Origin of the sequence: Kitasatospora sp. DSM 101779 (assembly GCF_025655475.1) — a bacterium.
Lineage (GTDB): Bacteria > Actinomycetota > Actinomycetes > Streptomycetales > Streptomycetaceae > Kitasatospora.
Genome location: NZ_JAHTIK010000001.1, coordinates 6,612,540 through 6,637,332, shown reverse-complemented (window position 1 = coordinate 6,637,332; position 24,793 = coordinate 6,612,540). Strand labels below are relative to the sequence as shown.

Here is a 24,793-nt window from a genome sequence, read left to right as displayed (position 1 = left end):
GCGTGGCGGACGCGGTGATCGATCTCAATGCGGACCTCGGCGAGGGGTTCGGGCGCTGGACCCTGACCGACGACGAGGCCCTGCTGTCCGTGGTGACCAGCGCCAATGTGGCGTGCGGCTTCCACGCCGGTGACCCGTCGACGATGCGCCGGGTCTGTGCACTGGCCGCGGAGCGCGGTGTCCGGATCGGCGCCCAGGTCTCGTACCGGGACCTCGCCGGCTTCGGGCGGCGCGCGATGGACGTGCCGCCGGACGAGCTCGCCGACGAAATCGCCTACCAGATCGGCGCCTTGCAGGTCTTCGCGCGGGCGGCCGGCTCCCGGGTGTCGTACGTGAAGCCGCACGGTGCGCTGTACAACCGGGTGGTGGCCGACGACGAGCAGGCGGAGGCGGTGGTCTCCGGGGTGCTGCGGGCGGGCGCGGTCTGTGACGGGCCGCTGCCGGTGCTGGGCCTGCCGGACTCCAAACTGCTGGCCGTGGCCGAGGGGGTGGGCCTGCCGGTGGTCGCCGAGGCCTTCGCCGACCGGGCCTACACCAGAGCCGGGACACTGGTGCCGCGGCGGGAGCCCGGCGCCGTGGTGCACGACCCGGAGGCGGTGATCACCCGCGCGGTGGGGCTGGCCCGGGACGGCGCTGTCGCGGCCGCCGACGGTGAGACGGTGGCGGTCAGCGCCCGTTCGCTCTGCGTCCACGGGGACACGCCCGGCGCCGCCCAGCTGGCCTGGCGGGTGCGCGGGGCGCTCGCCTCGGCCGGGGTGCGGGTGGAGGCGTTCACCTGATGCCGGGTCAGCAGCCCGAGGAGGCCGGGGCGGCGCCCCGGCCGGTTCTGCGCCCGGTTGTGCGTGCGGTCGGCGAGGACGCCCTGCTCGTCACCGCCGGCAGCGCCGAGCGGGTCGCCGCCCTCTACGCCGAACTGCTGGCCCGCCGTGACGAGTTGCCCGCCGTCGTCGAGATCGTGCCGGCCGCGTGCACCGTGCTGCTGGACGGGGTCGCCGACCGCACCGCACTCGCCCGGGCGCTGGCCGGCTGGGAGCTGCCGGACCTGCCTCCCGCCGACGGCCCGTCGGTGACCGTCCCGACGGTGTACGACGGTGCCGACCTGGCCGAGATCGCCGCCCTGTGGGGCGTCTCTCCGGAGGCCGCGGTGCGCATCCACACCGGGGCCGAGTACCGGGTGGCGTTCTGCGGGTTCGCCCCCGGTTTCGGCTACCTCACCGGGCTGCCCGAGCGGTACCACGTGCCGCGCCGGGCGACCCCGCGCAGCGCCGTCCCGGCCGGGTCGGTGGCCCTCGCGGGGCCGTACACCGGCGTCTACCCGCGTTCCTCCCCCGGCGGCTGGCAGTTGCTCGGGCACACCGCGCTGCGGCTGTGGGACACCGGGCGCGAGCCGGCCGCGCTGCTGGCGCCGGGCACCCGGGTCCGGTTCGAGGCGGTGGCCGGTGGCTGAACTGCTGGTGGTGCGGCCCGGTCCGCTGACGACCGTGCAGGACCTCGGGCGGCGCGGCGTCGCGCACCTCGGTGTGCCCCGCGCGGGCGCCCTCGACGAACCGGCGCTGCGGGCCGCGAACCGGCTGCTCGGCAATCCGCCGGACGCGGCCGGGCTGGAGACCACCCTCGGCGGGACGGCACTGCGGCCCTCGGAGCCGGTCGTGGTGGCGGTGACCGGCGCGCCCGCGCCCGTCCGGGTGGACGGCCGGCCGGCCGCCTGGGGTGCGGCGGTCCGGGTGCCGGCCGGTGCACTGCTGGAGGTGGGCGCCGCGACCTCGGGGGTGCGCACCTACCTCGCGGTGGCCGGCGGCATCGCGGTGCCCCCGGTGCTGGGCAGCCGGTCGGCCGACCTGCTCTCCGGCCTCGGCCCGGCGCCGCTGGCCGAGGGCGACCGGCTGCCGGTCGGTGGCCTCCGGCCGGGGCCGGCCGCGGAGCTGGTGCCGCTGCCCGGCCCGCCGCGCGAGTTGGTGCTGGGGCTGATGCCGGGGCCGCACGCGGACTGGTTCGCCGGCCCGCCGCCGGTCGCCGGGTACCGGGTGGCCGGGGCGTCCAACCGGATCGCGCTGCGCACCGAGGGTTCGCCGGTGGCCCGGCTGCGCAGCGGCGAACTGCCCAGCGAGGGCATGCTGCTGGGCGCGGTGCAGGTGCCGCCGGACGGCCTGCCGGTGGTCTTCCTCGCGGACCACCCCACCACGGGCGGCTACCCGGTGATCGGTGTCGTCCCGCGGGCCGACCTCGCGGCGGCGGCGCAGGCCCGGCCGGGTACGCCGCTGCGCTTCGCGCCCCGCCGCGGCTGATCCGCGCGGGCGGCGGCGGACGGGTCACCGGGCGAGGTAGCCGCCGTCCACGGGCAGCACCGCACCGGTGACGAAGGAGGCCTCGTCGGAGGCGAGGAAGAGGATCGCCCGGGCGACCTCGTCGGGTTCGCCGAGGCGGCCCATCGGGTGCTGCTTGACGATCGCCTCCAGGTACTCGGGCCCGCCCGGCTCGTCCGGGAGCTGCCGGACACGGTCGGTGCGGATGGTGCCCGGCGCCACCGCGTTGACCCGGATGCCCTGCGGGGCGCACTCGACCGCCAAGTGCTTGGTCAGCCCGGTGGCGACGAACTTCGCCGGGCCGTACACGGCTTGGCCGGCCTGGCCGGCGAGGCCGGAGATCGAGGAGAGGCAGACGATCGACCCGCCGCCGGCGGCGGCCATCCGCTCGATCGCGTACTTGCAGGTGAGGAACATGCCGCGGCCGTCCACGGCCATGACGGCGTCCCAGTCCTCGGGGGTGGCCTCGGCGACGGTGTGCAGCGGGATCACCCCGGCGTTGGCGACGAGCACGTCGATCCGGCCGTAGGACTGCACCGCGGCCTCGATCATCGCCCGGGCGTCGGCGGGCACCGAGACGTCGCCGGCCACCGGCACCGCCTCGGCGCCGTCGGCGGAGAGTTCGGTGCACAGCGCCTCGACCGCCGGTCCGTCGATGTCGGTCAGCACAAGCCGCGCGCCCTCGTCGGCGAAGAGTTCCGCGGTGGCGCGCCCGATCCCGCGGGCCGCCCCCGTCACCACCGCCGCCCTGCCCGCCAGCCGTCCGCTCATGCCGTCCGCTCCCGTCCGTGTGGTGACCCGGGGCCAGCATGCCGCAGCCCGGCGGCCGCCACCCGCCTGACATGCCGTCATGCGGCCGGTCCGGCGGGCGCGGCCGGGGCGGCACCGGATCTTGACCCTGCGGAAAGGTACCGGTCATCTTGAATGCCTATTCTCCAGCTGCGCCGGAGGGGGCCGGGCGCCGCAGCGGGCGGCGCCGCGGAACGGCAGGACCCCGGCAGCCGCCCCGACCGCGTCGTGCCGTCGGCGGACCGCGCACCACCACCAACGAACAGGACAGCCCCCATGCACACCCACCGACGGACGCCCCTGGCGGGTGCCCGGTGATCGACTGGTTCCACGCGGCCGTGCTCGGCCTCGTCCAGGGGCTCACCGAGTTCCTGCCCGTCTCCTCCAGCGCGCACCTGCGCGTGTTCTCGGCACTGGCGGGCTGGGACGACCCGGGGGCGGCGTTCACGGCGGTGACCCAGCTGGGCACCGAGTCGGCCGTGCTGATCTACTTCCGCAGGGACATCGCCGCGATCGTCGGCGCCTGGGCCGCCTCGCTGTTCAGCCCGGCGCGGCGCAGCGACCCGAACGCCCGGCTGGGCTGGTTCGTCATCGTCGGCACCCTGCCGATCGGCGTCTTCGGCGCGGCCTTCCAGGACACCATCGAGACCTCGCTGCGCGACCTGCGGGTCATCGGCACCACGCTGATCGTGTTCGGCCTGGTCCTGGCGGTCGCGGACCGCTCCCGGGCGGTCCGCAACGCCCGCCCGATCAGCGATCTGACGCTCCCCCACGCGGCGGCGTACGGTCTGGCGCAGTCGCTGGCGCTGATCCCGGGGGTGTCCCGCTCGGGCGGAACGATCAGCGCCGGCCTGCTGATGGGGTACAGCCGGGAGGCGGCGGCGCGCTACTCGTTCCTGCTGGCGATCCCGGCGGTGCTGGCCTCGGGCACGCTGGAGCTCTTCAAGATCGGTGAAGGCCCGGCACCGGCCTGGGGGCCGACCCTGCTGGCCACCGCGATCGCCTTCGCGGTGGGCTACGCCGCCATCGCCTGGTTCCTGAAGTACATCTCGCACAACAGCTTCATGCCGTTCGTGGTGTACCGGGTCGCGCTCGGCGTGGTGATCGTCGGGCTGGTCACCGCGGGCGTGCTGGCCCCGGACGCGGGCGTCGGCGGGTAGCCGGTCCGGCATGCGCAGGGCCCGGTCCGACGAACGGACCGGGCCCTGCGCCGTTCGCGGTCGGTCGCGGTCGCCGGCGTCAGTCGCGCGGGGCCGCGCGGCGGCGCCAGAGGACGACGCCGACGATGGCCGCGGCCAGCACGGCGACCACCACCACGGTGGCCGTGCCGCTGCCGGAGCCGCCGTCGGAGGCGGCGGGGGCGGTCGCCTCGGGGCTCGCCGAGGACGGCGCGGCGCTCGGCGCCGCGGACGGGACGGCGGACGCGGTGGTCGGCGCGGCCGAGGGGGTCGCGGAGGACGAGGCGGGCAGCGGCTTCGCCCCGGGCGAGGCGGCCGCGAGCTTCAGGACGGGTGCGGGATTCGCGGGCTCGGCGCCGCCCTGCGGCAGTTCGATCCAGCGGTCGACGTGGCCGTCGGAGTAGGTGACCAGGGTCTTGAAGACGACCGACTTCTCGTTCGGCAGCTGGCGCACCTTGATCTTGTAGGCGGCGTTCTTGCCGGGGGCGAGCGCGTTGCCGGCCACCTGGTAGCCGTCCTCGGACGGGGTGAAGGTCCAGCCCTTGGGCGCCTCGACCAGCGACACGTCGGACGGCGCGATCCCGGTCGGCAGCACCACCTTGACCTGCTTGATGCCCGCGCTCGACGACTCGCCCTCGGCGTCGAAGGCGACCACCGCGTCGGTCGCCAGGGCCTGTGCCGTCGCGGACTCGACCTCGACGTGGGCCAGGGCCGGGCCCGCCAGGGCGAGCACGCCGGCCGCGGCGGCCAGCGGGACGGCGGCGCGGGCAAGGAGGCGGGATCGGTTCATGGCGGCGGTGCTCCCCGGGGTGGACGGCCGGCCTGCGGCCGATTCGGCGTCCTGCCCATGATGCCGCACCGACGTGGGGCGTCCGCCCCCGATCGTCGATTCCGATGATCTACGGGCGCTCGCGCGAGGTGAGCCGTACCCTCACGGCGGCGTGCACCTCGGCCTCCTCCGCGGGGTCGGCGGCCAGCCTGCGCAGACGCTCCAGCACCCGTACATCACCCGTTGTGGTGACGTGGCGGGCGGCGAGTTCACGGGTCGACTCCTCGCAGTCCCAGAGGCATTCGACCGCGGGGCCCTCGGCGAAGTGCGGGTCGGTCACGGCGAGCGCGCGGGCGGCCCGGCCGCGGAGTTCGGAGGAGACCGCCTCGCCGTACACGTGTCGCAGGGCGGGGACGGCAGCAACGGCGGCCAGCCGCCCCGCACCGTCGACCAGCGTCGCCAGGCCCGCGCCGTCGGTGCCGCGCACCGAGATCCAGCGGCGCAGCGCGTCGACCACGAGCGGGCCGTCGGCCGGTTCGCCTGCGTCGGCCAGGAGCTGCACGGCGGCCTCGCCGAGCGCGCTGTCGGCGCCGCCGGTCGCCGGGTCGGCCCAGCGCCGGGCGTGGGCCAGTGCCTCCGGTCCGCGCATCCGGCCGAGCACCTCCAGGGCGGCGGTGACGATCCGCTCGTCGACGTCGGCGGCGGCGGCCTCGATCAGGCCGGCCGCGGCGGGATCGTTCCGGTCGACGAGGTGGCGCAGGGCGGCGCTGCGGGCGCCGGGCGCGCCGTTACGGGCGGCGTCCAGGACGGCGGGGCGGTCCTCGGGGCGGACGACGGCGGCGAGGCAGCGGGCGGCCGCGGCTGCGCGGCGGGCGGCGGCCGCCGCGTCCGGTGCCGGGCCGGTCGGATCGGCCGGATCCTGGTGGTCGGCCCAGGCGAGCACGTCGGCGGTGCTCCAGCCCGGGGTGACACCGCCGCGGTTCATCTGCCGCTGCCACAGGTCGAAGGGTGACTGCTCGCTCGCCGCGGCGATCCGCGGGTGGTGCGCGGCCCACAGCCGCCAGGGCCGCGGCTCGTAGGCGCCGCGGACGGCGGCGCGCAGCTCCGCGTCGCCCTCCGGGCCGGCCGGGAAGCGGCCGAGGACGGCGGGGGCGAGCGAGAGCAGGGACCGGTCGTCGTCGCGCAGCGCGAGTTCGTCGAGCGCCCACGCCCAGTTCCAGCCGGTGGCGGTGTAGCCGCGCAGCAGGTCGAGGGCGTCGCGGCGGCCGTAGGCGGCGAGGTGGCCGAGCACGGACAGGGCGAGGCCGGTGCGGGCCTCGTCCTGGTCGACGGCGTCCTCGGGGGCGCGCAGGTGGGCCTCAATGCCGGTGAGCGGCGCCTCCAGCTCCATGTAGAGGCGCGCGTAGTAGAGGGAGCGGTTCTCGACCTGCCAGTCGGCACGGGGGTCGTGGGTGACGCAGGACTCGAGGGCGGCGATCGCCTCGGCGCGGTCGGCGGCCAGGGCATGCAGTTGCCCGTCGCCGCGGCCCCTCTGCAGGAGGCCGACGAGACTGGCACTGGGCGCTATCACTGGCTCGAACATGAGGTCAGCATCCGTTGCGGCGGTCGTCGAGGCAACGGCTTTTCCGTCGCCGGGGGTGGATCGGTCCTGGACAGGCGCCCGGGCGCCGGAATCACCGAAGGCTACCGCCTGGGGCCGTTATCTGCACACAGGGCAACGGATCGGCGGCGGAAAACCGCCCGTGCACGCCCGGCCCCTCGGCGGCCCCCGAGCGGCTCCGGCATATGCCTCCGGAAAATCCGCGGACGATGTCCGCAAATACCCCACATCGGACGGAACGCTGTGGCAGGCTCTGGGAACGGCCCCCGCGGGCCGCACCCTCACCCTCCTCCGAACACGCAGCGAGCCCCGATGAGCCTGACCGCCGGCCACGCACCCGCCGTGAGCCGTCCGGGAGACGTCGCCGCCGCCGAGTGGGACCTGCTCACCGACGACGTGCACTGGTCGGACGGCGCCTTCCACCTGCTCGGCCGCGACCCCGGGCTGGGCCCGCTCACCCTGGACGCGTTCCCCGTACTGCTGCACGCCGAGGACCGTCCGCAGCTCTGCCGCCTGGTCACCCGGATCCTCGTGCACGGGCGGACCGGCGCCGCGACCGTCCGAATACGCCGGCCCGACGGCCGCACCAGCACGGTGCGCTGCACCGGCGCCCCCCTGCTCGGCAGGGACGGCCGGGCCACCGCCCTGCGCATGCTGATCCGCCCCGTCCGGGCCTGACCGAGCGGCTCCCCCGGCGGGCCCCGGACCCTTCTCAGAACACTCGGGAGGTCGATTCAGGGGCGTGTGGGGGCACCTCCCCAAGAGGCATCCGTGCGTCCTGGAAGAAAGCTCCTAGACCTGCCGGCGGCGCTGCGGCATCACCGCGTCGATCTCCTCGCGCAGCTCCGCGACCTCCGGCAGCCCCTGGTACTGGCCGGCCAGCCGGTACATCTCGCGCAGCCGGTCCCAGGTCCGCATCGAGGAGGTCTGGTTGATCGCGTTCATCGCCAGCTTGGCCTGCAGGCAGGCCTCGTCCGGCTCGCCGGAGATCCAGTACACCGAGGCCAGCGTGATCTGGTCGAGCAGCGCGGAGCGCTCCCGGCCGACCGGGCGCATGTCGATGGCGCGGCGGGCGTGCTGCTCGGCGAGCCGGACGGCGCCCGGGTCGTGCTCGGCCAGGGTCCGGTAGACCAGCGCCTGCATCCCGTGCAGCTCGGCCTCGTTGAAGAGCTGCATCCAGCTCGGCGGTGCCTCGTCGGCGTCCTGCACGAAGAGGTCCTCGGCCTCGCCCAGCACCCGCCGGGTCGCCTCGGAGCGGCCGAGCGAGGCCTGCGCCCAGGCCTCCACGGTGTGCAGCATGGCCCGTGTCCGCGGCTGGGCCCGGTCGCCGGCGCTGGCCTGGGCGAGCTGCATGAGCTCCAGGGCGTCGTCGGCGCGGCCGAGGTGGAGCATCTGGCGGGCGGCGCGCGAGATCGCCTCGCCGGCCCGGGGCCGGTCGTCGGCCTCCTTGGCGGCCTGCGCGGCGATCACGAAGTACTTCTGCGCGGTGGGCTCCAGGCCGACGTCGTGCGACATCCACCCGGCCAGCACCGCCAGGTTGGCCGCGACCGTCCACAACCGGCGCTCGACGGACGGGTTGTGGCGGTGCGTCAGCAGGCCGCCGACCTCGTTGAGCTGGCCGACCACGGCCTTGCGCTGGAGGCCGCCGCCGCGGGAGGCGTCCCAGGCGCGGAAGACCTCCACGGACCGCTCCAGGGCGGTCACCTCGTCGTTGCCGACCGGGCCGGCGTCGTACACGTCCACGACGGGTTGTGCGCCGCCCTGGGTCAGCACGTGGCGCGGGCCGGGCCGTTCGGCGGCGTGGGCGACGCCGTCGCCGGTGAGCCAGTCGTGCAGGTTGTCGGCGATGACGGTGCCGGCGGCGAGCGCCGCGCCCGCACCGACCAGACCGCGTCGGTTCAGCATGAGGTCCATTCCCGTGAACTCGGTGAGGACCGCCGCTGTTCGATCCGGCTGCCAGGGCACGACCGCCGCCGTCTCCGTGGGGGTGCCCGCCCTGGTGGGCCGGTGTCGTTCCAGACCGAGGTCCTCTGTGGTGACGACACGGCCGAGCCGCTCCGTGAACACGGCGGCGAGCACCCGCGGTACCGGATCGCGGGGGATCTCCCCCTGCTCGATCCAGCGCCGCACCCGCGAGGTGTCGGTGGAGAGCTGCTGCTGCCCCATCGCCGCACCGCGCCGGTTGACCAGCCTGGCGAGTTCGCCCTTGGACCATCCGGTCAGGGCGAACAGGTCGGCGAGTCTGGCGTTCGGCCCCTTGCTCACGTGAAGCCCCCAGGTTCCTCGGCTGATTTCGACAGTAGTGGCTCTGTCACATGCCACGCGACCATTCGCCAGGGTTCGCCAGGGCACGCCACATGGTGTGCCAGTGCCGACGGGGTGTCAGGTAGGAATGCGCCACCCCGACTTCGGAGCCGGGAGGCGGCCGGAACGTCCACGGTTCCGGCCCGACGGACCGTCAGCGGCCCGTCCGACCGGCTCCGGGCGGACCTTCCGGGAGTCCCGGAGGGGGTGGCGAAGCCGGGTGGCGCGGGGGCGTCGGGCACGGCGCGGCAGGCGGACACCGCATTCCCCAGGGTGCGGAGGAGGCCCGTCGGCACCGCGCCCGACGCCCGCACTCCACCCGGGCCGCCCATCGCGCCGGGGGCAGCTCGCAGGCTCCGGCACGGACGGGCGAAGACGGCACCGCAGTCGGCCAGGAAGGGACCCTCACCAGCCCATGTACTCCACAGCCAGCACCGGCACCCGCCCGGCACCCGCCCCCGAACCGGGCACCGCGCGCCACCTCCCGGGGCAGGCCCGCCCCGCGCTGCGGCCCCCGACCGCGGCCGGCGGCCGGCCCGCGCCACGGGGCACCGAGCTGCGCGACCCCCGCACCGTCATGGCCAGGACCGCGCTCGCCGGCCCCCCCGTCCGGTCGGTCCCCGGCCGCCTGTTGACCACCCGCACGGGCGAGGGCTTCGTCGACCGGGTCGACCCCACGGCGCTGCAGACGCCCGCCGTGAAGGCCGCCCTGGCCGCCGTCTCGCGGATATGTCCCGCCTTCCTCCCCCGGCAGGTGCTGCGGGAGGGCAGCCGGCACATCCTCGTCGCGGGCACCATCGGCCGGGCCCCGGTGGTCGCCAAGTGCCTGGCGCCGCAGGCCGCCCGGGACGAGCAGCTGGTCGAGCGCTTCCACCACGAGGTGGCGGTCTACCGGGCGTTCGTCCGGCACCGCCCGCCGGTGCGGCTGCCCCGGCTGGTGGCGGCCGACCACGACCGCTGCGTGCTGGTGCTGGAGCGGGTGCCGGGCCGGCCCGCGGCCCGCGAGCGGCACCCGGTGAACCCGCCCACCCCGGGCGAGGTCCGCGCGGTGCTCGGCGCGGTGCGCACGCTCAACCTGTGGCGTCCGCCGACCGACGTCTTCGGCAAGCCGCTGGACTACTCGATGGAGATCGCGCGCTTCCACTCGGTGGGCCAGCTCACCGACCGGGACGCGGGCGACCTGCGCCAGCTGCTGCACGGACTGGCGAACACGCCCCGGCAGCTGTGCCACGGCGACGCTCTGCTGGGCAACATCCTGCTGGCGCCGTCCGGCCCGGTGCTGCTCGACTGGGAGGAGGCCGGCTGGTACCTGCCCGGGTACGACCTGGCGGTGCTGTGGAGCGTGCTCTCCGGGGACACCGCGGCCCGCCGCCAGATCAGCCAACTCGCGCAGTCCGGCGGCACGCTGGCCCGGGACGCCTTCCTGGTGAACCTCGTCCTGGTGCTGATGCGGGAGATCCGGCTGCACGACGTACCGGGCGCCGGCGAGGAGCAGCGCATCATGATCCGCCGGCTGTACGACGACGCGGCGCTGGCCCGCCGCGCGGTACGGGCGGCGGTCGGCACCCGCTGAGGCGTGCGCGGTCCGCGTCGGGGCCGGGTGGACCGGAGCTGCTCCGGACTACCCGGAGCGGCGCGGACCGCCGCGTTCCAGCGCGGCCGCGGCGAGCGTGTCCAGCACGGTCTCGTCCGGCGGGAAGTGCGTGCGGCTGCTGAGGACGTCGCGCAGGTAGCGCTCCAGCGGGTGGCGCCGGCTGAGCCCGGGGCTGCCGCTGAGGGCGACGGCCTGCTGCACGGCCGCGGTGGCGGCGCGTCCGGCGAGCAGCTGGGCGGCGGCGCTGCGGCCGGCGGCGCCGGTCTCGCCGCGGTCCACGGCGGCGGCGACCGCGCCGAGCACCTCCTCGGCGCCGATCAGGGCGGCCTCGATCTCGCCGAGCGCGGAGCGGTGTCGTGGCAGGGTGGCGAGCGGTTCGGTGAGGTTGGCCGGGGTGCGCTGGCGCAGGAAGCGGATCAGCCAGTCCTGGGCGGCCCGGGCGGTGCCGAGGTGGACGGCGGCGAGCGCGAGGTCGTGCCAGGCCCGGGCGGTGTCGGCGGCGGCCCGCTGCTCCGGGGTCTCCCGGCCGGGCACGGTCAGCCGGACGGCCAGCTCGGGGGCGACCCGCACCCGGTCGAGGACGACGTCGTGGCCGGCGCTGGCGCGCAGGCCGAGCTGGTCCCAGACCGGGTCGATCTCCAGGCCCGGGCTGTCACCGCGGACGAGGAAGAGGCCCGTCCGGGGCACGGCCTCGTCGGTGCGGGCGGGGACGGCCATCCAGGCGAGCGCCTCGGCGCCGCTGCAGTCGTGCTGGCGTCCCGTCAACTCCCAGGCCTCGCCGTCCCAGTGAGCCACCGTCGCGGTGCTGCCGGACTCGCCGCGGAGGCTGCCGAGCAGGGCCGGCCCGCGGCGGGACTCGGTGAGCACCCTGCGGTACGCGGCGGCCGGCCAGAGTCCGGCGCGGGCCTGTTCGGCGTGGAGCAGCAGCGTGTGGGCGGCGAGCACGGCGACGGAGGCGTCGCCGCGGCCGAGTCCGGCGAGCGCACGGACGGTGTCGGCGAGTCCGGCCCCGGCTCCGCCGTGCCGGCGGGCCACGGTGAGGGTCAGCAGGCCGGCCTCGTGCACGGCCTCGACGCCCTGGTAGGGGAAGGTCCCGTCGCGGTCGTGCTCCTCCGCGCGGGCCGCGAGCAGGTCGGCGACGCGGGGCAGTCGGGCGAGGGCCTCGGCGACGGCGGCGCGCTCGTCGGGCGGGGCGGTGGCGGGTGTCATGGCGGGTGCCTCCGGGCTGGCGGGACGCGGGCTGCGGGGGCGGCACGGTGCGGGCCGTCCGCGGGCGCTGCGGCCTGCGGTCCGGTGGGTGCGGGCGCCTTGCGGGGCCCGGTGCCGCGGGGACGAGGGGGCCTCAGGCCCCGGTCATCTGCCCGGACAGGTCCCGCCCGCGTCGCGTCGCAGGTCCAGGTGCCTGCGGCGGGTGAGCAGGGGAGGGCGGCACGACATGCCGGTGACTGTACGAAGCGTTGATCGATACCGTCAAGCGCGTCCGTACCGGTCGGTTCAGCCCTGCTGGAACATCTCCGCCGGCAGCGGCTTGAGCAGCTGGTAGAGGTCGTCCGCGATCGGGCGGTCCCAGGAGGCGATGGTGACCAGCACGCCGTCGCTGCGGCCGAACTGGGAGCAGAACACCCGCTCCTCGGAGATCTTGACCTTCTTCACGATCAGCAGGTCGTCGCCGAGCATCACCGGGAAGTCCTCGGCGGAGACGAAGTCCACCGGCTCGTCGTTCTCGAGGGCGGCGAGCAGCTGGCGGACCTCGAAGGGCACGCCGTCCTCCGGCTCGCGGGCGGGCGAGCCCTCCGGCAGGTTGCCGATGAACATGGCGGGGCCGCGGCCGCCGAAGAGGTCGTAGCGCAGGAAGATCCCCTGGCACGAGCCGTCCTGGGCGTTCATCGTCATGGCCCCGAAGTGGCCGGGCCAGTCGCCCGGGTCCATCGCGAGCACGTCGAAGTCCGGACCTGCGGGCGAGCCGGAGCGACGGCGGAGGAATGACATGACACCATCGTACGGGTCGGGGGCCGCGGGGCCCGCGCACGGGTGCCCCGGCGCACGCGGGCGCACGGCGGTGACCGGCCGGGCATCGACGCTCAGAGACCAATGTTGACTCTGAGCAACCGTCCGGGCTACGTTCGGTTCAGCACGACAGCCGCTGTGGGTTCGTCCCACCGGGGGGCGGCCTGTTCAGGCGTGCCATGCCACGCTTCCCTCGCTCAGCACGTCGTCGTGCGAACAGACCTGATCCACCGTCGCCGTCCCGCTGCCCGCCAGGGTGCCGGGCCGGACGGCGGAGCAGTACGAACGACAGCCGTAGGAACGACAAATCCACAAGCCTGGTTCGCGGGGCCCCGGCCCGTCGCACTCGCGGACCTGTCCGGGGCACCGCCGCGTGGGGGCGTGCGGATGACCCGGACGATCGGTACCGCCGCCGAGTAGCTCTCGGCACGGTGCCTTCCTCCCGGCGACGACCGGCCCTTCACGGGCCCGGGTGGCCGACGCACTCCGGTGCGTGTGGGGACACCTCGGGAGGAGCTCGTCGCCGGCGCCGGTGACGGGCAGCACAGCGGGCGCCGTGCTCGACCGCGTGGGGGCGGTCGGCACGGCGTCTGCCTGCTCCATACTGTGGGCTGCCGCTTGTCCAGCAGTCAACGAGTTTCGGACCATCAGAATTCATTTGTGACCTCCGTGCCGTCACCGGGGGTTCAGCCGGAGGTCCGCCGGGCGCCGCCGTCAGGTGAGGTCGAACTCGCCGTCCCGGGCGCCGAGCACGAAGGCCCGCCACTCCGCCGGGGTGAAGATCAGAGCGGGGCCGTCGGGGTTGCGCCCGTCCCGCATCGCGATGAAGCCGTCGACGAAGGCGATCTGGACGTCTCCGACGCCCTGGCTGCTGGAGAGCCACTCCGCCCCGTCGAGGTCGAGTCTCGGCTTCGGCATGCGCTCCGTGCCGGTCACCGTGTCGGTCGCCATCCCGTGCTCCTCCCGCTGTCGTCCGGGCTCCAATGTAGCCAGCGGCCGGCGGCCGGCGGGGCGACTTCGACCCGCGGGAGGGCGATGCGGCCGATCGCCCGCCGGGCGGCGATCGGCTGTGGTAGACACGGCCGCCATTGGCCCGTCCCGTGGCGCGGGGCTGCGAGAGTGGTGCCCGCACGATCGTTCAGCCTCCAGGGAGCAGCCGATGGACCGCCGGGCCGGCACGCGCACCGATGTGATCCCGATCTCCGACGCCCCGTCAGCCCCCGGCGCCGGGTCCGCGACCGCGACCCGGCCGGCGCCGGTGCCCCGGCCGACCCGGCCGACCCGGCCGGCGGGGCACGGGCGGGTCGGGGTGGTGCTGGTCTCGCACAGCCAGGAGCTGGCGCTGGCGGTGCGCCGGCTCGCGCTGACGATGGCCGGCAGCGACGACCCGGCCCCGGTGTCGGCGACCGGCGGCACGCCGGATGACGGTCTCGGGACGAGCGCCGTCCTGGTCGCGGCGGCGGCGCGGCGGGTGGACCAGGGGCACGGGGTGGCCGTCCTCTCCGACCTGGGCAGCGCGGTCTCCACGGTGCTGGCGCTGCTCGCCGACGCGGATGAGCACGGGCTGCCCTTCCCGGTGCGGTTCGCCGACGCACCGTTCGTGGAGGGCGCGGTGGCGGCCGTGGTCACCGCGACGGCGGGCGGCGACCTGGCGGCCGTGCTGGACGCGGCCGAGGAGACGTACCGCCAGCACAAGACCGGTCGGCCCCATCTGTGACGGAACGCCCTCCGGGCGGCGGGCACGCCGCTAGCATCGGCCGGGAGCGCGGGGCGGGGAGAGGCTCCGGCCGAACGTGGGGAGTCCCAGCATGCGCGTGGTCGTCACCGGCGGAGCCGGCTTCATCGGCGCCAACCTCGTCCGGGAGCTGCTGGCCCGTCCGGAGGTCGGGGAGGTCCGGGTGGTGGACGACCTGTCCACCGGCGACAAGGCCAATCTGGACGGGCTCGGCGTGACGCTGCACCAGGGCACGATCCTGGACGCGGCGCTGCTGGACGAGGCCTTCGCGGGCGCCGACGCCGTGGTGCACCTGGCCGCGCTGCCCTCGGTGCCCCGCTCGGTGAAGGACCCGCTGGCCAGTCACCACGCCAACGCCACCGGCACCCTGGAGGTGCTGGAGGCGGCCCGCCGCGCGGGCGGCCTGTACGTGGCGGCCGCGTCCTCCTCCTCGGTGTACGGCGCCAACCGGGAGCTGCCCAAGCGCGAGACGATGCGCACCGCCCCGATGAGCCCGTACGCGGTGAGCAAGCTGGCCACCGAGGCGTACCTGGCGGCCTACCACCACTGCTACGGCCTGGGCGTGCTGCCGCTGCGCTTCTTCAACGTCTTCGGCCCGCTGCAGCCCGCCGGGCACGCGTACGCGGCGGTGGTGCCGGCCTTCCTGGACGCGGCGCTGGCGGGCCGGCCGCTGACGGTGCACGGGGACGGCGGGCAGAGCCGCGACTTCACCTACGTCGGCACGGTGGCGCAGGTGCTGACCGAGGCGGTGCTGCGCCGGGTCGTCCACCCGGACCCGGTGAACCTGGCGTTCGGCACCCGGACGACCCTGCTGGAGCTGGTGGGCGAGCTGGGCTCGGTGCTCGGCCGGCCGCTGGAGACCGAGCACACCGAGCCGCGGGCCGGGGACGTCCGGGACTCGCAGGCCGACAACGGGCGGCTGCGCGAGCTGTTCCCGGACGTCCGGCCGGTGCCGCTGCGAGAGGGCCTTGAGCGCACCGCGGAGTGGTTCAGCTCCCGCTGACCCGCGGGTCGAAGGAGAACACGGCCTGCTCGGCACCGGCGAGGGCGAGGGTCAGCCGGTGCCGCGCGTAGTCGTCCAGCGGCGGCAGGGCGTCCGGGGCGAACCAGCCGACCTCCAGCGACTCGTCGTCGTTCACCCGCGGCTCGCCGGCCACCGGCCGGCAGCGGAAGGTCAGGTCGAGGTACTGGGCGCGGTCGCCGTTCGGGTACTCCTGCATCGGGGAGACGGTCACCGAGGTGAGCCGCTCGGGCTCGACGCTCATGCCGGTCTCCTCCTGCACCTCGCGGACGAGGCCGTCGGCGGGCTGCTCGCCCGGGTCGAGGATGCCGCCGATCAGCGCCCACCTGCCGTTGTCGCTGCGGCGGTTGAGCAGGACGCGGCCCTGCTCGTCGACGATCACGGCGGCGACGCCGGAGAGCCAGAGCGGGCGGGTGCCGACGAGGGCACGGAGTTCGGCGAGGAAGCTCGGAATGGCCATGGCCCGACCCTAACCCGCGGGACCGGGCCGGCCCCCGTCACCCGGCGTCGGCCGTCCGCGGGACGGGCCGGCGCAGAGGGCGGGCCGGGGAGCCGACCACGACGGTGCCCGGCGGGACGTCCCGGGTGACCACGGCGGCCGCGCCGACGAAGGCGTCCTCGCCCACCGTGCGCCCTTGGAGCACCACGGCGTTGGAGCCGACGGTGGCTCCGTCCGCGAGCCGGACGGAGCCCGAGACGTTGCCGCCCGGGTAGACGGTGACCCGCTCCCCCAGCACCGCGTCGTGGCCGACCGTGGCGTTGTAGTGCACCTGGCTGTGCGGGCCGAGGCGGACGCTGCTGGAGACGTACGCGCCGCCCATCACCAGGCAGCCGGGGGCGAGTTCGGTCTCCGGGGCGATCAGCGCCCGCGGGTGGACGAGCACGGCGGGCTCGCCGCCGGCCGCGTCCAGCAGGACGGCGAGCCGCCGCCGGACGTGCGGGTCGGCGATGCCGACCAGGTAGCGGCTGCCGGGCGGCAGGTCCTCGGGGGCGAGCACCTTGAGCCCGCGCACCTCGGTGCCGCGGGCCCGGTCGTCGAGGAAGCCGGCCACCGGGACGCCGGCCGCGAGTGCGGTGTCGAGTGCCTCGCGGCCGACGCCCCCGGCGCCGGCGATCCACAGCTGGGCGTCGGTCATGGCTCCATCATCGGCCGGCGGCGGCGGGTGAGGCGGCGGACGGGGCCGCCTGCTCGGCCTCCCTCGGGGCGATCAGCGGGACGACCACCCGGGCCGGCGGCTCGGCCGGGACGGGGAAGCCGGGGTTGACGCCGCCCGCCGCGGTGATGCCCGCGGGCCGGAGCAGCACCTTGACGGTCAGCAGCAGGATGCGCAGGTCGAGCAGGAGCGAGCGGTGCTCGACGTACCAGAGGTCGAGTTCGATCCGCTCCGGCCAGGTGATCGAGTTCCGGCCGCTGACCTGGGCCCAGCCGGTGAGGCCGGGGCGGACGGCGAGCCGGCCGCGCTGGCGGTCCGAGTAGTGGACGACCTGCTCCGGCAGGGTCGGCCGGGGGCCGATGACGCCCATCTCCCCACGGGCGACGTTCCACAGCTGGGGCAGTTCGTCGAGGCTGGTGGTGCGCAGGAAGGTGCCGAGCCGGGTGATCCGCGGAGCGTCCGGCTCGTCGGCGTAACGTTTCTCCCGCATGGTGCGGAACTTCAGGATGTCGAACTCCTTGCCGTGCCGTCCGGTGCGGGTCTGCCGGAACAGCACCGGGCCCCCCATGGTGCAGCGGATCAGCACGACGATCAGGAGGCCGAGCGGGACCGCGACGATCCCGGCAGCCGCGGCGATCAGCAGATCGCCGCCGCGCCTGATACCTCCCCCAACAGGCTGCATGCTCTCCCCCCAACGGGTGTGGTGGTGTGGACGGGCCCTCAGCCGACCGTCCAGGGCAGCCCCCTGGCCCTGGCCACGGCCGCATAGGTCTCGAGCGAGACGCGGGCCACCGCGCGCTGGTCGAACTCGCCGAGCGCCCGTGCCCGGGCCGCCCCTCCGAGCCGCGCACGCAGGTCCGGCTCGGTGAGGAGCCGGTCCAGCGCCGTGGTGAGCGCCCGGGCGTCCCCGGGCGGTGCGAGCAGCAGGTGCTCTCCGTCGGTGCCGATCTCCCGGCAGCCGCGGATGTCGCTCAGCACCATCGGCAGGCCGCCCGCCGCGGCCTCCATGGCGGAGCGCGAGAAGCCCTCGCGGTAGGACGGCAGGACGAAGACGTCCAGTGCCGCGTACAGCTCCGGCATGTCGGAGCGGGGGCCGAGGAAGTCGACACCGCTCTCGGCACCTTCCAGCGCGTCCGGCTTGTCCGGGTCGGGCGGGCCGATCCAGACGAAGCGGGCCTTGCCGGCCAGCGCCCGGGCCGCCTCCGCGAACTCCCGGATGCCCTTCTCGGCGACCTGCCGGCCCACCCCGCCGACCAGCAGCTCGCCCTCGGCGACGCCGAGTCCGGCGCGCAGCCGGGCGCGGTCGGCCGAGCGGTCCGCGGTGAACCGGGTGAGGTCGACGCCGTTGCCCACCACCCGCGAGCGGTACCGGGGCACCGCGCGGGCGAGGGTGCGCCGGTCCTCGGCGTTCTGGTACAGCTCCGCATGCGAGAAGCGGCCGGCCACGGCCTCCGCGCCGAGCACGAAGGCCCGCTTCGCCAGCGGGTCGTGGGCCTGCGCCCAGAGGCCGTGACAGGTGTTCACCACCACCGGCACCCCGGCCAGCCGGCCGAGCACCCGGCCGATGATGCCGGTCTTCGGGTTGTGGGTGTGCAGCACGTCCGGCTCGATCCGGCGCAGCACCGCCAGCAGCTCCCGTCCGGCCGCGGCGTCGGCCCGCGGCTGCCAGGCGCGGGTCAGCGCGTGCAGCGGCTCGTGGCGCACCCCGATCGCCTCCAGCTGCGGCACGTAGGGGCCGGGGGCGCTGATGCCGTAGGTCTCGAAGCCGGCCTCCAGGTCGACCTTGAGTTCGGTGGCGAGCAGCAGTTGCAGGCTCATGTCGACGGTGGTCAGGTGGGCGACGCGCAGCGGGCGGCCGCCGGGGCCGCGCAGCCGGGGTTCGGGACGCGGGGCGGCGACGGCGGGCTCAGGCACGGGCGCCCACCGCCTTGGCGGCGGCGACGATCCGGGCGTAGGCGCGCTCGGGGACCAGCCGGCCGTAGAGCTTGGCTCGGAAGAAGTCGATCGGGTCGGTGCGGCGGACGGGCACCCGGCAGAACCGGGCCGGGTCCGAGCCGGGCAGGTTCCGGCCGACCTCGCCGGTGGCGGCTGTCCGGAACCGGGCGCGCAGCGCGACCGCCATGTGCGGCACCGGCACGCCCCAGGTGTAGGCGAAGTGCCGCGGCCGGGTGCCGAGGTGCTCCTCGACGTCGTCGTTGCAGCCGTCCAGCTCGGCCGTGGTGAGCAGCACCGGCCGGGCGTGGCTGCGGGTGTGGTTGGCGACCGTGCACAGGCCGGAGTCGGCCATCTCGCGCAGCTGCGCCCAGCTGAGGCCGGGCGCGGCCGGGCCCTTCGCGGTGGAGCCCTCCCAGCGCATCTCACCGCCGACGTGGCCGCTGGCCAGGTAGACGGTGAAGGGCAGGCCGCGCTCCTTGAGCAGCGGCCAGGCCCGCTCGTACACGTCGGCGAAGCCGTCGTCGAAGGTGAGCACGGTGCTGGGGGTGCGGCGGCCGGCGGCCAGGCGGTCGGTGGCTTCGTCGATGGGCACCACCCGGCCGGGCGGCAGGTCGGCGAGCAGGTCCAGCTGGGCGGTGAAGTCGGCGGTGGCGACGTCCAGCTCGTCGGCGGTGCCGCCGCCGATCCGGTGGTAGATGAGGTAGGTGGCGCCCTCGCCCGGCACGGAGCCGGCGGCGCGGGCCAGTCCGCGCTTCAGCGTGGTGCGGAAACCTCCGGCAGCCGCGGGCGCGGCGGTCGTCCCCATCGTTCTCCCCTCCGCGGCGCGCTCCCCGGCGCCGTCCGACCGGCCCCCGCCGGGCGGTGTTGGCGGCCCGGGCGGGAACCACAGTAGGGGGAAGTGTGGGGCTGCTGCCCGAGAAATGTGAAAGAAGCGCGCAGGCGGGCCGAAAACCGGCCCGTCCGGTCATTCCGATGGCAGTCCTGGCCGGAAATCGGCCGGGTCGACCGGAATTCGGGCGGGCACCGGGAAAAGCGCTGCGGATGGCGGACATCCGCGTCCGGAATTCGGCAGGACGGTCCGTCCGGGGTGTCAGCCGACCCTGGCCGGCCCGCGGAGCACGGCCACCGCGACCCGCGCCAGCACGACCACGCCCGCGGCGAGGCAGCCCGCGACGGCCATCGCCCAGGCCGGGCCGCCGGTGTCCGGCACCAGCACGGCCACCAGGATGCCCACCGCGATGCAGGCCGCGCCGACCACCGTGAGCAGCAGCTTGTGGCGCTCGAGCGCGCATCCGCTCCACATCCGCGCCCAGCGGGTCACCGCCTCGTGACGATCCGTGTGCACCATGTCCTCCACGCTACTCGGGCACCCCGCTACGGGCACACCGCCAGTGTCCACGAGTGGGCCGGAAAGGCGCCCGCGCACGCCGGACGAAATTTCGCCGAGGGCCGTACAACCATCCGTCGTGCCCGATGGTCTCCATTACATTGAGCGATCCAGGAGCCGTCCGCGGCCGGGCAGGGAGTCCTCGGCAACGGACCGGATCACACCGGGGGCGGAGCCGCCGCACCCGGGGTCGGAGGCCGGGCTCCGCCTGCCGACGGTACCGCCACGCCGCGCTGCGGCGACCGAGGGGGGAACCGCGTGCCGTACTCCGAGTCCACGACCTTCAGCGATTCCACGACCGTCAGCGCCCCGTCGTCCGCGACCGCCCTGCGCGAGGCGGTGCACGCCCGCGGCAAGGCACCGCTGCGGGACCGCGGCAGCTGGCTGCGGCTCACCCCCGTCCAGCCGCTCTTCCGGGCCCGCGCCGCCCAGCGGCTCGCCGTCCTCGCCTACCACGGGGTCACCGACCCCCGGTCCTTCGGCGCCCAGCTCGACCGCATGCGCCGCCTCGCCAACCCCGTCTCGCTCTCCGACGTCGAGCGGGCCGTCACGGAGGGCCGTCCGCTGCCGCCGCGGTCGGTGCTGATCACCTTCGACGACGCGGACCGCACCGTCTACACCCACGCCCTGCCGATGCTCGCCGCCCGCGGCATCCCGGCCGCCGCCTTCGTGATCGCCGAGCTGATCGGCACCGACCGGGCGTTCTGGTGGCACGAGGCCGCCTACCTCGCCCGGCACGGCGGCCGGGCCCGCCTGCTGCCCGGCGGCCCGCCCGGCCGGCTGCTGGCCAGACTGCGCGAGCTCCCCGACCCGGACCGCCGCCGCTGCCTGCAGGAACTGCGGGTCAGCGCCGACCGCCGGCCGCCGCGGCAGGAGCAGCTCCGTCCGGAGGACCTGCGGGCGCTGCGGGACGCCGACGTCGCCATCGGCAACCACACCCTGGGGCACCCCTCGCTGGCTCGCTGCGACGACTCCACCGTGCACACCGAGATCACCGGCGCCCACCTGGCGCTCAGCCAGTGGCTCGGTGAGGCGCCCACCGCGTTCGCCTACCCGGACGGGGGGTACGACCCGCGGGCCGACGCGGTGCTGCGGCGGCTCGGCTACCGGCTCGGCTTCCTCTCCGACCACCGGCTCGGGCCCCGGCTGCCGGCCCACCCGCTGCGGATCAGCCGGCTGCAGGTGGACTCCACGACCGGGACGCGCCGCTTCGACACCATCCTGTCGGGCTTGGAGCCGGCGGTGCAGCGGCTGCGCGGCGCGGCGGTGTGACGCGTACGGCAGGGGCGCGCGGGGCACTCCCGCGCGCCCCTGCTCTCCTCCGTCACCCGCTGAGGAGGCGGGTGCGGAGGGCGGTGACGAGGGCGGGGTCGGCGTTCAGGCGGGTGGCGGCGTAGTCGGTCACGGAGCCGTAGCGGTCGGCCAGGGCGGCGAGGAAGCGGCGCATGATCCCGGCCGGGGCGCGGCCGTAGCCCGGCCAGACGAGGGTGAGGTCCGGGTGGCGGGCGTGCCATTCGGCGACCAGGCGGGCGGTGGCGTCCTCGGTGCGGGCGAAGTCGGCGAGGACGTCCTCCTCCGGGACGCCCAGCAGGGTCAGCACCAGGGCCGCGACGATGCCCGTCCGGTCCTTGCCCGAGTAGCAGTGGAAGACCAGCGGCGCGTCCGCCTCGGCGATCACCCGGAGCACCCGGGCCAGCTCATCCGCGCCGTCCTCGGCCACCTCGGCGTAGCGCTCGGCCAGGTAGACGCCCGGGTCGACCTCGGGGCCGAGTGCGGCCTGGTCGTACGGGCGGTGCTCGATCGACAGGTTGTGGAAGGCCAGCCCGGGGAGTTCCGGGACGCGGGCGGTCTGCGCGATCTCCCACGGGTAGCGCAGGTCGATCACCGTACGGACGCCCAGGGCCTCGAAGCGGGCCAGGTCCGGGCCGTCCAGCTTGCCGAGCGAATCGGAGCGGAACAGCAGCCCGGGCCGCAGCACGCGGCCGTCGGCCGTCCGGTGGCCGCCGAGGTCGCGGAAGTTGCACAGCCGGTCGAACACGATCGTGTCGGTCATGCCGTCACCCTACGAACCGGCCCGCCGCGGTGGGCCGGAACCGGCGGATCCGCCCGTCAGCGGACGGGCACGCCCCGCGAGATCAGACGGCCCTCGGGGTAGCGGGCGGCGGCCTCGGCGAGCTCGGACGGGCGGCCGCTGTGCAGCACCGTCAGGGTGCCGGAGCCGGGCGCGAGGTCCCGGCCGTCGAGGCGGCGCAGGGCCTGGGCGGCCACCGCGTCCGCGGAGCCGTACAGCTGCAGCGCGGGGGCTGCGGTGCCGGCCAGGGCGGCGGTGATCTCGTCCCTGACCAGTTCGTAGTGGGTGCAGCCGAGGACGACCTCGGTGGTGCCCGCGGGGGTGCGGCCCGCCGCGTCCGCGACGGCGGCCTCGACGGCGGCCCGGTCGCCGCGCTCCACCGCGTCGGCCAGCCCCGGGCAGGCCACCTCGGTGACCTCGGCGCCCCCGCCGAACTCCGCGATCAGCCCGCGCTGGTAGGCACTGCCGGTGGTGGCCGGGGTGGCCCAGATCGCGACCCGGCCGCCCGCCGCCGCGGCCGGCTTGATCGCCGGGACGGTGCCGATCACCGGCAGCCCCGGCTCCAGCTCGGCCCGCAGCCGGGCGAGCCCGTGGACGGAGGCGGTGTTGCAGGCGACCACCAGGGCGTGCGGTTCGAACGCCGCGGCGGCCCGGGCACAGGCCAGGGCGTGCTCGGCGATGTCGTCCGAGGTGCGCGGGCCCCACGGCATGCCGTCGGGGTCGGACGACAGCACGAGATCCACGTCGGGGCGCAGCGTGCGCAGGGCAGCGGCGGCCGCGAGCAGTCCGAGTCCGGAGTCCACCAGTGCGATCTTCACAGGGCACGACTCTACCGAACGGCTCCGCACGGGAACCGCGGCGGACGGGCGGCGGTGCGGCAGACTGCCAAAGTGACCGTCCTGCTGTGGGTGTCCGCACTGTCCCTGGCGATCTGGGTGTGGCTCGCCTGCTGCCACGGCCTGTTCTGGCGCACCGACCAGCGGCTGCCGCCCCGGCCCGCACCCCGCCGGTGGCCGTCGGTGGCGGTGGTCGTCCCAGCCCGCGACGAGGCCGCGGTCCTGCCGCGCTCGCTGCCCGGCCTGCTCGCCCAGAAGTACCCCGGCGCCGCGCGGGTGATCCTCGTCGACGATCACAGCTCGGACGGCACCGGGGCCCTCGCCTCCCGCCTCGGCGAGGACGGCGGACTGCCGCTGGAGGTGACCGTCCCGCCCCCGCTGCCGACCGGCTGGACGGGCAAGCTGTGGGCCCTGCGGCACGGCGTCGAACTCGCCGGGGCCACCGACTTCCTGCTGCTCACCGACGCCGACATCGCGCACGGCCCGACCCTGCTCGCCGACCTCGTCGCCGCCGCCGAGGCGGGGGGGCTGGACCTGGTGTCGCAGATGGCGCGGCTGCGGGTGGAGACCCGCTGGGAGCGGCTGATCGTGCCGGCCTTCGTGTACTTCTTCGCCCAGCTCTACCCCTTCCGCTGGAGCAACCGGCCCGGGGCCCGGACCGCCGCGGCGGCGGGCGGCTGCAGCCTCGTCCGGCGGGAGGCGCTGGAACGGGCGGGCGGGGTCGCGGCGATCCGCGGGGCCGTCATCGACGACGTCAACCTCGCCCGGGCCGTCAAGCGGACCGGCGGCCGCACCTGGCTCGGGCTGGCCGAGCAGGTCGACAGCGTGCGGCCCTACCCGCGGCTGGTGGAACTGTGGCGGATGGTCTCGCGCAGTGCCTACGCCCAGCTGCGGCACTCGCCGCTGCTACTGGCCGGGACGGTCCTGGGGCTGGCCCTGGTCTACCTGGTGCCGGTCGTCGCGCTGGTCGCCGGGGCCGCCGCGGGGTCGACGGCGGTCGCGGCGCTCGGCGGGGCCGCATGGGCGGTGATGGCGGGGACCTTCGCGCCGATGGAGCGGTACTACGGGCGGCCGTGGGCGGAGGCGCTGCTGCTGCCGTTCACCGCGGGCCTCTACCTGATGATGACGGTGGACTCGGCCGTCCAGCACTGGCGCGGCCGAGGAGCGGCCTGGAAGGGCCGCACCTACGGCGGAGAACGCTGAGGCTGGTCAGGGGCTCGGGAACTGCGCAATCCGAACCTGGCCGGCCTGTCAGATACGGCGAAACCAGAACAGGGGCGCGGAGAACTGCGCGCGTCGGGAGAGGCTGACCTCGGGCCCTTCCACTGCGCGCAGTCCCCCGCGCCCCTGATCTGTTGCCGGCCACCACCTGCTGGTGAAGCCGGCCAGAGCGGTCAGGCGGAGAGGCGCTGGGCCTGCTCGGCGACGCGGCGGCCGAGGTGCTCGGCGGTGGCCAGGTCGGACTTGTGCATGGCGTCGGCGCCCTGGTCGCCGTTGGACTGGGCGGCGGCGCCCAGCCAGACGCCGAGGCGGTTGAGGTCGAACTCGGAGGCGGTCGACTTGTTCCAGCCGGGCAGCAGGCCGAGGCTGACCCACACCATGCTGTGCTGGGCGGCGAAGATGGAGAGCGACTGCAGGGCGTGCAGCTTGTCGCCGCTCTTGGCACCGGAGTTGACGAAGCCGGCGGCCAGCTTGTCCTTCCACTGCTGCTGCATCCAGCGTCCGCTGGTCTTCTCGACGAAGGTGCGGAAGGCGGCGGAGACGTCGCCCAGGTAGGTCGGCGAGCCGAAGATGATGGCGTCGGCGGCGTCGAGCTGCGCCCACTGCTCGTCGGTGATCTGGTCGACGGCGATCAGGTGGACGGTGGTGCCGGCGACCTCCTCCGCGCCCTGGCGGACGAACTCGGCCTGCCGGGCGGTGTGGCCGTAGCCGCTGTGGTAGGCGATGGCGACGCTGGTCTCGCGTGACATGCTGTCAGATCCCTTGGATAGAAGGAGGGGCAGAGCGGTCGCCGCGCGCTGCGCCCGCGAACGACCCGACGCTGCGATGCTGCCAGCCGCGGCAACGCCGGGACAACGCCGGATCGACGGGTTCGATCACAGGGAATGAC

26 protein-coding genes are annotated in these 24,793 nt (G+C 75.6%); 10 read left to right on the top strand and 16 right to left on the bottom strand.

All coding sequences use genetic code 11. The features are described 5' to 3' along the window. Positions 1-2 precede the first annotated feature (2 nt). From KSNIM_RS30205 to KSNIM_RS30195, 3 genes are read left to right on the top strand one after another with little or no spacing between them, the layout of a single operon-like run. On the top strand, positions 3-779 hold the full coding sequence (locus KSNIM_RS30205) for a LamB/YcsF family protein (protein ID WP_263106296.1): 777 nt from the start codon (positions 3-5) through the stop codon (positions 777-779). Next, on the top strand, positions 779-1,447 hold the full coding sequence (pxpB, locus tag KSNIM_RS30200; RefSeq protein ID WP_263106295.1) for a 5-oxoprolinase subunit PxpB: 669 nt from the start codon (positions 779-781) through the stop codon (positions 1,445-1,447). Before KSNIM_RS30205 ends, pxpB begins: the two co-directional genes overlap by 1 nt. Further along, complete coding sequence (locus KSNIM_RS30195; RefSeq protein ID WP_263106294.1) at positions 1,440-2,285, top strand: biotin-dependent carboxyltransferase family protein; 846 nt, start codon at positions 1,440-1,442, stop codon at positions 2,283-2,285. Before pxpB ends, KSNIM_RS30195 begins: the two co-directional genes overlap by 8 nt. Positions 2,286-2,309: 24 nt before the next feature. On the opposite strand, the gene KSNIM_RS30190 is transcribed toward KSNIM_RS30195, so the two are convergent. Then, positions 2,310-3,074 (bottom strand): SDR family NAD(P)-dependent oxidoreductase, encoded by a 765-nt coding sequence (locus KSNIM_RS30190; RefSeq protein ID WP_263106293.1) that lies wholly within the window; start codon positions 3,072-3,074, stop codon positions 2,310-2,312. Positions 3,075-3,409: 335 nt separating this feature from the next. Between KSNIM_RS30190 and KSNIM_RS30185 the strand changes: the two genes are divergently transcribed. Next, positions 3,410-4,252 (top strand): undecaprenyl-diphosphate phosphatase, encoded by an 843-nt coding sequence (locus KSNIM_RS30185; RefSeq protein WP_263108175.1) that lies wholly within the window; start codon positions 3,410-3,412, stop codon positions 4,250-4,252. Positions 4,253-4,331: 79 nt separating this feature from the next. On the opposite strand, the gene KSNIM_RS30180 is transcribed toward KSNIM_RS30185, so the two are convergent. Both KSNIM_RS30180 and KSNIM_RS30175 read right to left on the bottom strand, forming a co-directional pair. Beyond that, positions 4,332-5,060, bottom strand: a complete 729-nt coding sequence (locus KSNIM_RS30180) for a YcnI family protein (protein ID WP_263106292.1) — start codon at positions 5,058-5,060, stop codon at positions 4,332-4,334. Between the two features lie 109 nt (positions 5,061-5,169). After that, positions 5,170-6,621 (bottom strand): HEAT repeat domain-containing protein, encoded by a 1,452-nt coding sequence (locus KSNIM_RS30175; protein ID WP_263106291.1) that lies wholly within the window; start codon positions 6,619-6,621, stop codon positions 5,170-5,172. 330 nt (positions 6,622-6,951) lie between these two features. On the opposite strand from KSNIM_RS30175, the gene KSNIM_RS30170 reads away from it, so the two are divergent. Beyond that, positions 6,952-7,317, top strand: coding sequence for a PAS domain-containing protein (locus KSNIM_RS30170; RefSeq protein WP_263106290.1), 366 nt, complete (start codon positions 6,952-6,954; stop codon positions 7,315-7,317). A 114-nt stretch (positions 7,318-7,431) separates the two neighbouring features. On the opposite strand, the gene KSNIM_RS30165 is transcribed toward KSNIM_RS30170, so the two are convergent. Further along, a complete protein-coding gene (locus KSNIM_RS30165) occupies positions 7,432-8,904 on the bottom strand; it encodes a hypothetical protein (protein WP_263106289.1) in 1,473 nt (490 codons plus the stop codon). Positions 8,905-9,358: 454 nt separating this feature from the next. Here KSNIM_RS30165 and KSNIM_RS30160 point away from each other — a divergent pair, with 454 nt between their 5' ends. Further along, positions 9,359-10,516, top strand: coding sequence for an aminoglycoside phosphotransferase family protein (locus KSNIM_RS30160; RefSeq protein WP_263106287.1), 1,158 nt, complete (start codon positions 9,359-9,361; stop codon positions 10,514-10,516). A gap of 48 nt (positions 10,517-10,564) precedes the next feature. On the opposite strand, the gene KSNIM_RS30155 is transcribed toward KSNIM_RS30160, so the two are convergent. From KSNIM_RS30155 to KSNIM_RS30145, 3 genes are all read right to left on the bottom strand, one after another. After that, positions 10,565-11,746: an acyl-CoA dehydrogenase family protein gene (locus KSNIM_RS30155; RefSeq protein ID WP_263106286.1), complete on the bottom strand. Its 1,182-nt coding sequence runs from the start codon at positions 11,744-11,746 to the stop codon at positions 10,565-10,567. Between the two features lie 285 nt (positions 11,747-12,031). Further along, positions 12,032-12,526, bottom strand: coding sequence for a hypothetical protein (locus tag KSNIM_RS30150; protein ID WP_263106285.1), 495 nt, complete (start codon positions 12,524-12,526; stop codon positions 12,032-12,034). A 732-nt stretch (positions 12,527-13,258) separates the two neighbouring features. Further along, positions 13,259-13,495, bottom strand: coding sequence for a DUF397 domain-containing protein (locus KSNIM_RS30145; RefSeq protein WP_263106284.1), 237 nt, complete (start codon positions 13,493-13,495; stop codon positions 13,259-13,261). Positions 13,496-13,742: 247 nt separating this feature from the next. Here KSNIM_RS30145 and KSNIM_RS30140 point away from each other — a divergent pair, with 247 nt between their 5' ends. Beyond that, positions 13,743-14,261 carry a PTS-dependent dihydroxyacetone kinase phosphotransferase subunit DhaM gene (locus tag KSNIM_RS30140; RefSeq protein ID WP_411543894.1) on the top strand — a complete coding sequence of 173 codons (519 nt, stop codon included), beginning with the start codon at positions 13,743-13,745 and terminating at the stop codon, positions 14,259-14,261. Between the two features lie 91 nt (positions 14,262-14,352). Next, on the top strand, positions 14,353-15,282 hold the full coding sequence (locus tag KSNIM_RS30135; protein ID WP_263106283.1) for an NAD-dependent epimerase/dehydratase family protein: 930 nt from the start codon (positions 14,353-14,355) through the stop codon (positions 15,280-15,282). Here the strand turns inward: KSNIM_RS30135 and KSNIM_RS30130 are convergent. The 6 genes from KSNIM_RS30130 to KSNIM_RS30105 form a co-directional block, all read right to left on the bottom strand. After that, positions 15,269-15,760 (bottom strand): NUDIX hydrolase, encoded by a 492-nt coding sequence (locus tag KSNIM_RS30130; RefSeq protein ID WP_263106282.1) that lies wholly within the window; start codon positions 15,758-15,760, stop codon positions 15,269-15,271. The two genes, KSNIM_RS30135 and KSNIM_RS30130, sit on opposite strands and share 14 nt — an antisense overlap. Positions 15,761-15,797: 37 nt before the next feature. Next, positions 15,798-16,436 carry an acetyltransferase gene (locus KSNIM_RS30125; RefSeq protein WP_263106281.1) on the bottom strand — a complete coding sequence of 213 codons (639 nt, stop codon included), beginning with the start codon at positions 16,434-16,436 and terminating at the stop codon, positions 15,798-15,800. Between the two features lie 7 nt (positions 16,437-16,443). After that, positions 16,444-17,136, bottom strand: coding sequence for a sugar transferase (locus KSNIM_RS30120; protein ID WP_263106280.1), 693 nt, complete (start codon positions 17,134-17,136; stop codon positions 16,444-16,446). Between the two features lie 38 nt (positions 17,137-17,174). Next, positions 17,175-18,368, bottom strand: a complete 1,194-nt coding sequence (locus KSNIM_RS30115; RefSeq protein ID WP_263106279.1) for a glycosyltransferase family 4 protein — start codon at positions 18,366-18,368, stop codon at positions 17,175-17,177. Beyond that, positions 18,361-19,194 (bottom strand): polysaccharide deacetylase family protein, encoded by an 834-nt coding sequence (locus tag KSNIM_RS30110; protein ID WP_263106278.1) that lies wholly within the window; start codon positions 19,192-19,194, stop codon positions 18,361-18,363. Before KSNIM_RS30110 ends, KSNIM_RS30115 begins: the two co-directional genes overlap by 8 nt. A gap of 285 nt (positions 19,195-19,479) precedes the next feature. Next, positions 19,480-19,737, bottom strand: a complete 258-nt coding sequence (locus KSNIM_RS30105; RefSeq protein WP_263106277.1) for a hypothetical protein — start codon at positions 19,735-19,737, stop codon at positions 19,480-19,482. A 297-nt stretch (positions 19,738-20,034) separates the two neighbouring features. Between KSNIM_RS30105 and KSNIM_RS30100 the strand changes: the two genes are divergently transcribed. After that, positions 20,035-21,048 carry a polysaccharide deacetylase family protein gene (locus KSNIM_RS30100; protein WP_263106276.1) on the top strand — a complete coding sequence of 338 codons (1,014 nt, stop codon included), beginning with the start codon at positions 20,035-20,037 and terminating at the stop codon, positions 21,046-21,048. 52 nt (positions 21,049-21,100) lie between these two features. Here the strand turns inward: KSNIM_RS30100 and KSNIM_RS30095 are convergent, their stop codons facing one another. Together KSNIM_RS30095 and KSNIM_RS30090 are read right to left on the bottom strand one after the other, a co-directional pair. Continuing rightward, positions 21,101-21,829, bottom strand: coding sequence for a tyrosine-protein phosphatase (locus tag KSNIM_RS30095; RefSeq protein WP_263106275.1), 729 nt, complete (start codon positions 21,827-21,829; stop codon positions 21,101-21,103). Between the two features lie 56 nt (positions 21,830-21,885). Next, positions 21,886-22,665 (bottom strand): glutamate racemase, encoded by a 780-nt coding sequence (locus tag KSNIM_RS30090; protein ID WP_263106274.1) that lies wholly within the window; start codon positions 22,663-22,665, stop codon positions 21,886-21,888. A gap of 72 nt (positions 22,666-22,737) precedes the next feature. On the opposite strand from KSNIM_RS30090, the gene KSNIM_RS30085 reads away from it, so the two are divergent. Further along, positions 22,738-23,886, top strand: coding sequence for a glycosyltransferase (locus tag KSNIM_RS30085; RefSeq protein WP_263106273.1), 1,149 nt, complete (start codon positions 22,738-22,740; stop codon positions 23,884-23,886). A gap of 191 nt (positions 23,887-24,077) precedes the next feature. Here KSNIM_RS30085 and KSNIM_RS30080 read toward each other — a convergent pair whose 3' ends face one another. Then, on the bottom strand, positions 24,078-24,653 hold the full coding sequence (locus KSNIM_RS30080) for a flavodoxin family protein (protein WP_263106272.1): 576 nt from the start codon (positions 24,651-24,653) through the stop codon (positions 24,078-24,080). Positions 24,654-24,793 lie beyond the last annotated feature (140 nt).

What these genes read in the sequence shown, in the direction of transcription:
- KSNIM_RS30125 (WP_263106281.1), bottom strand. Translation starts at nt 16,436, where the DNA reads ATGACCGACGCCCAGCTGTGGATCGCCGGCGCCGGGGGCGTCGGCCGC.
- KSNIM_RS30135 (WP_263106283.1), top strand. Translation starts at nt 14,353, where the DNA reads ATGCGCGTGGTCGTCACCGGCGGAGCCGGCTTCATCGGCGCCAACCTC.
- KSNIM_RS30190 (WP_263106293.1), bottom strand. Translation starts at nt 3,074, where the DNA reads ATGAGCGGACGGCTGGCGGGCAGGGCGGCGGTGGTGACGGGGGCGGCC.
- pxpB (WP_263106295.1), top strand. Translation starts at nt 779, where the DNA reads ATGCCGGGTCAGCAGCCCGAGGAGGCCGGGGCGGCGCCCCGGCCGGTT.
- KSNIM_RS30180 (WP_263106292.1), bottom strand. Translation starts at nt 5,060, where the DNA reads ATGAACCGATCCCGCCTCCTTGCCCGCGCCGCCGTCCCGCTGGCCGCC.
- KSNIM_RS30130 (WP_263106282.1), bottom strand. Translation starts at nt 15,760, where the DNA reads ATGGCCATTCCGAGCTTCCTCGCCGAACTCCGTGCCCTCGTCGGCACC.
- KSNIM_RS30145 (WP_263106284.1), bottom strand. Translation starts at nt 13,495, where the DNA reads ATGGCGACCGACACGGTGACCGGCACGGAGCGCATGCCGAAGCCGAGA.
- KSNIM_RS30080 (WP_263106272.1), bottom strand. Translation starts at nt 24,653, where the DNA reads ATGTCACGCGAGACCAGCGTCGCCATCGCCTACCACAGCGGCTACGGC.
- KSNIM_RS30120 (WP_263106280.1), bottom strand. Translation starts at nt 17,136, where the DNA reads ATGCAGCCTGTTGGGGGAGGTATCAGGCGCGGCGGCGATCTGCTGATC.
- KSNIM_RS30150 (WP_263106285.1), bottom strand. Translation starts at nt 12,526, where the DNA reads ATGTCATTCCTCCGCCGTCGCTCCGGCTCGCCCGCAGGTCCGGACTTC.
- KSNIM_RS30105 (WP_263106277.1), bottom strand. Translation starts at nt 19,737, where the DNA reads ATGGTGCACACGGATCGTCACGAGGCGGTGACCCGCTGGGCGCGGATG.
- KSNIM_RS30095 (WP_263106275.1), bottom strand. Translation starts at nt 21,829, where the DNA reads ATGACCGACACGATCGTGTTCGACCGGCTGTGCAACTTCCGCGACCTC.
- KSNIM_RS30155 (WP_263106286.1), bottom strand. Translation starts at nt 11,746, where the DNA reads ATGACACCCGCCACCGCCCCGCCCGACGAGCGCGCCGCCGTCGCCGAG.
- KSNIM_RS30170 (WP_263106290.1), top strand. Translation starts at nt 6,952, where the DNA reads ATGAGCCTGACCGCCGGCCACGCACCCGCCGTGAGCCGTCCGGGAGAC.
- KSNIM_RS30175 (WP_263106291.1), bottom strand. Translation starts at nt 6,621, where the DNA reads ATGTTCGAGCCAGTGATAGCGCCCAGTGCCAGTCTCGTCGGCCTCCTG.
- KSNIM_RS30110 (WP_263106278.1), bottom strand. Translation starts at nt 19,194, where the DNA reads ATGGGGACGACCGCCGCGCCCGCGGCTGCCGGAGGTTTCCGCACCACG.
- KSNIM_RS30160 (WP_263106287.1), top strand. Translation starts at nt 9,359, where the DNA reads ATGTACTCCACAGCCAGCACCGGCACCCGCCCGGCACCCGCCCCCGAA.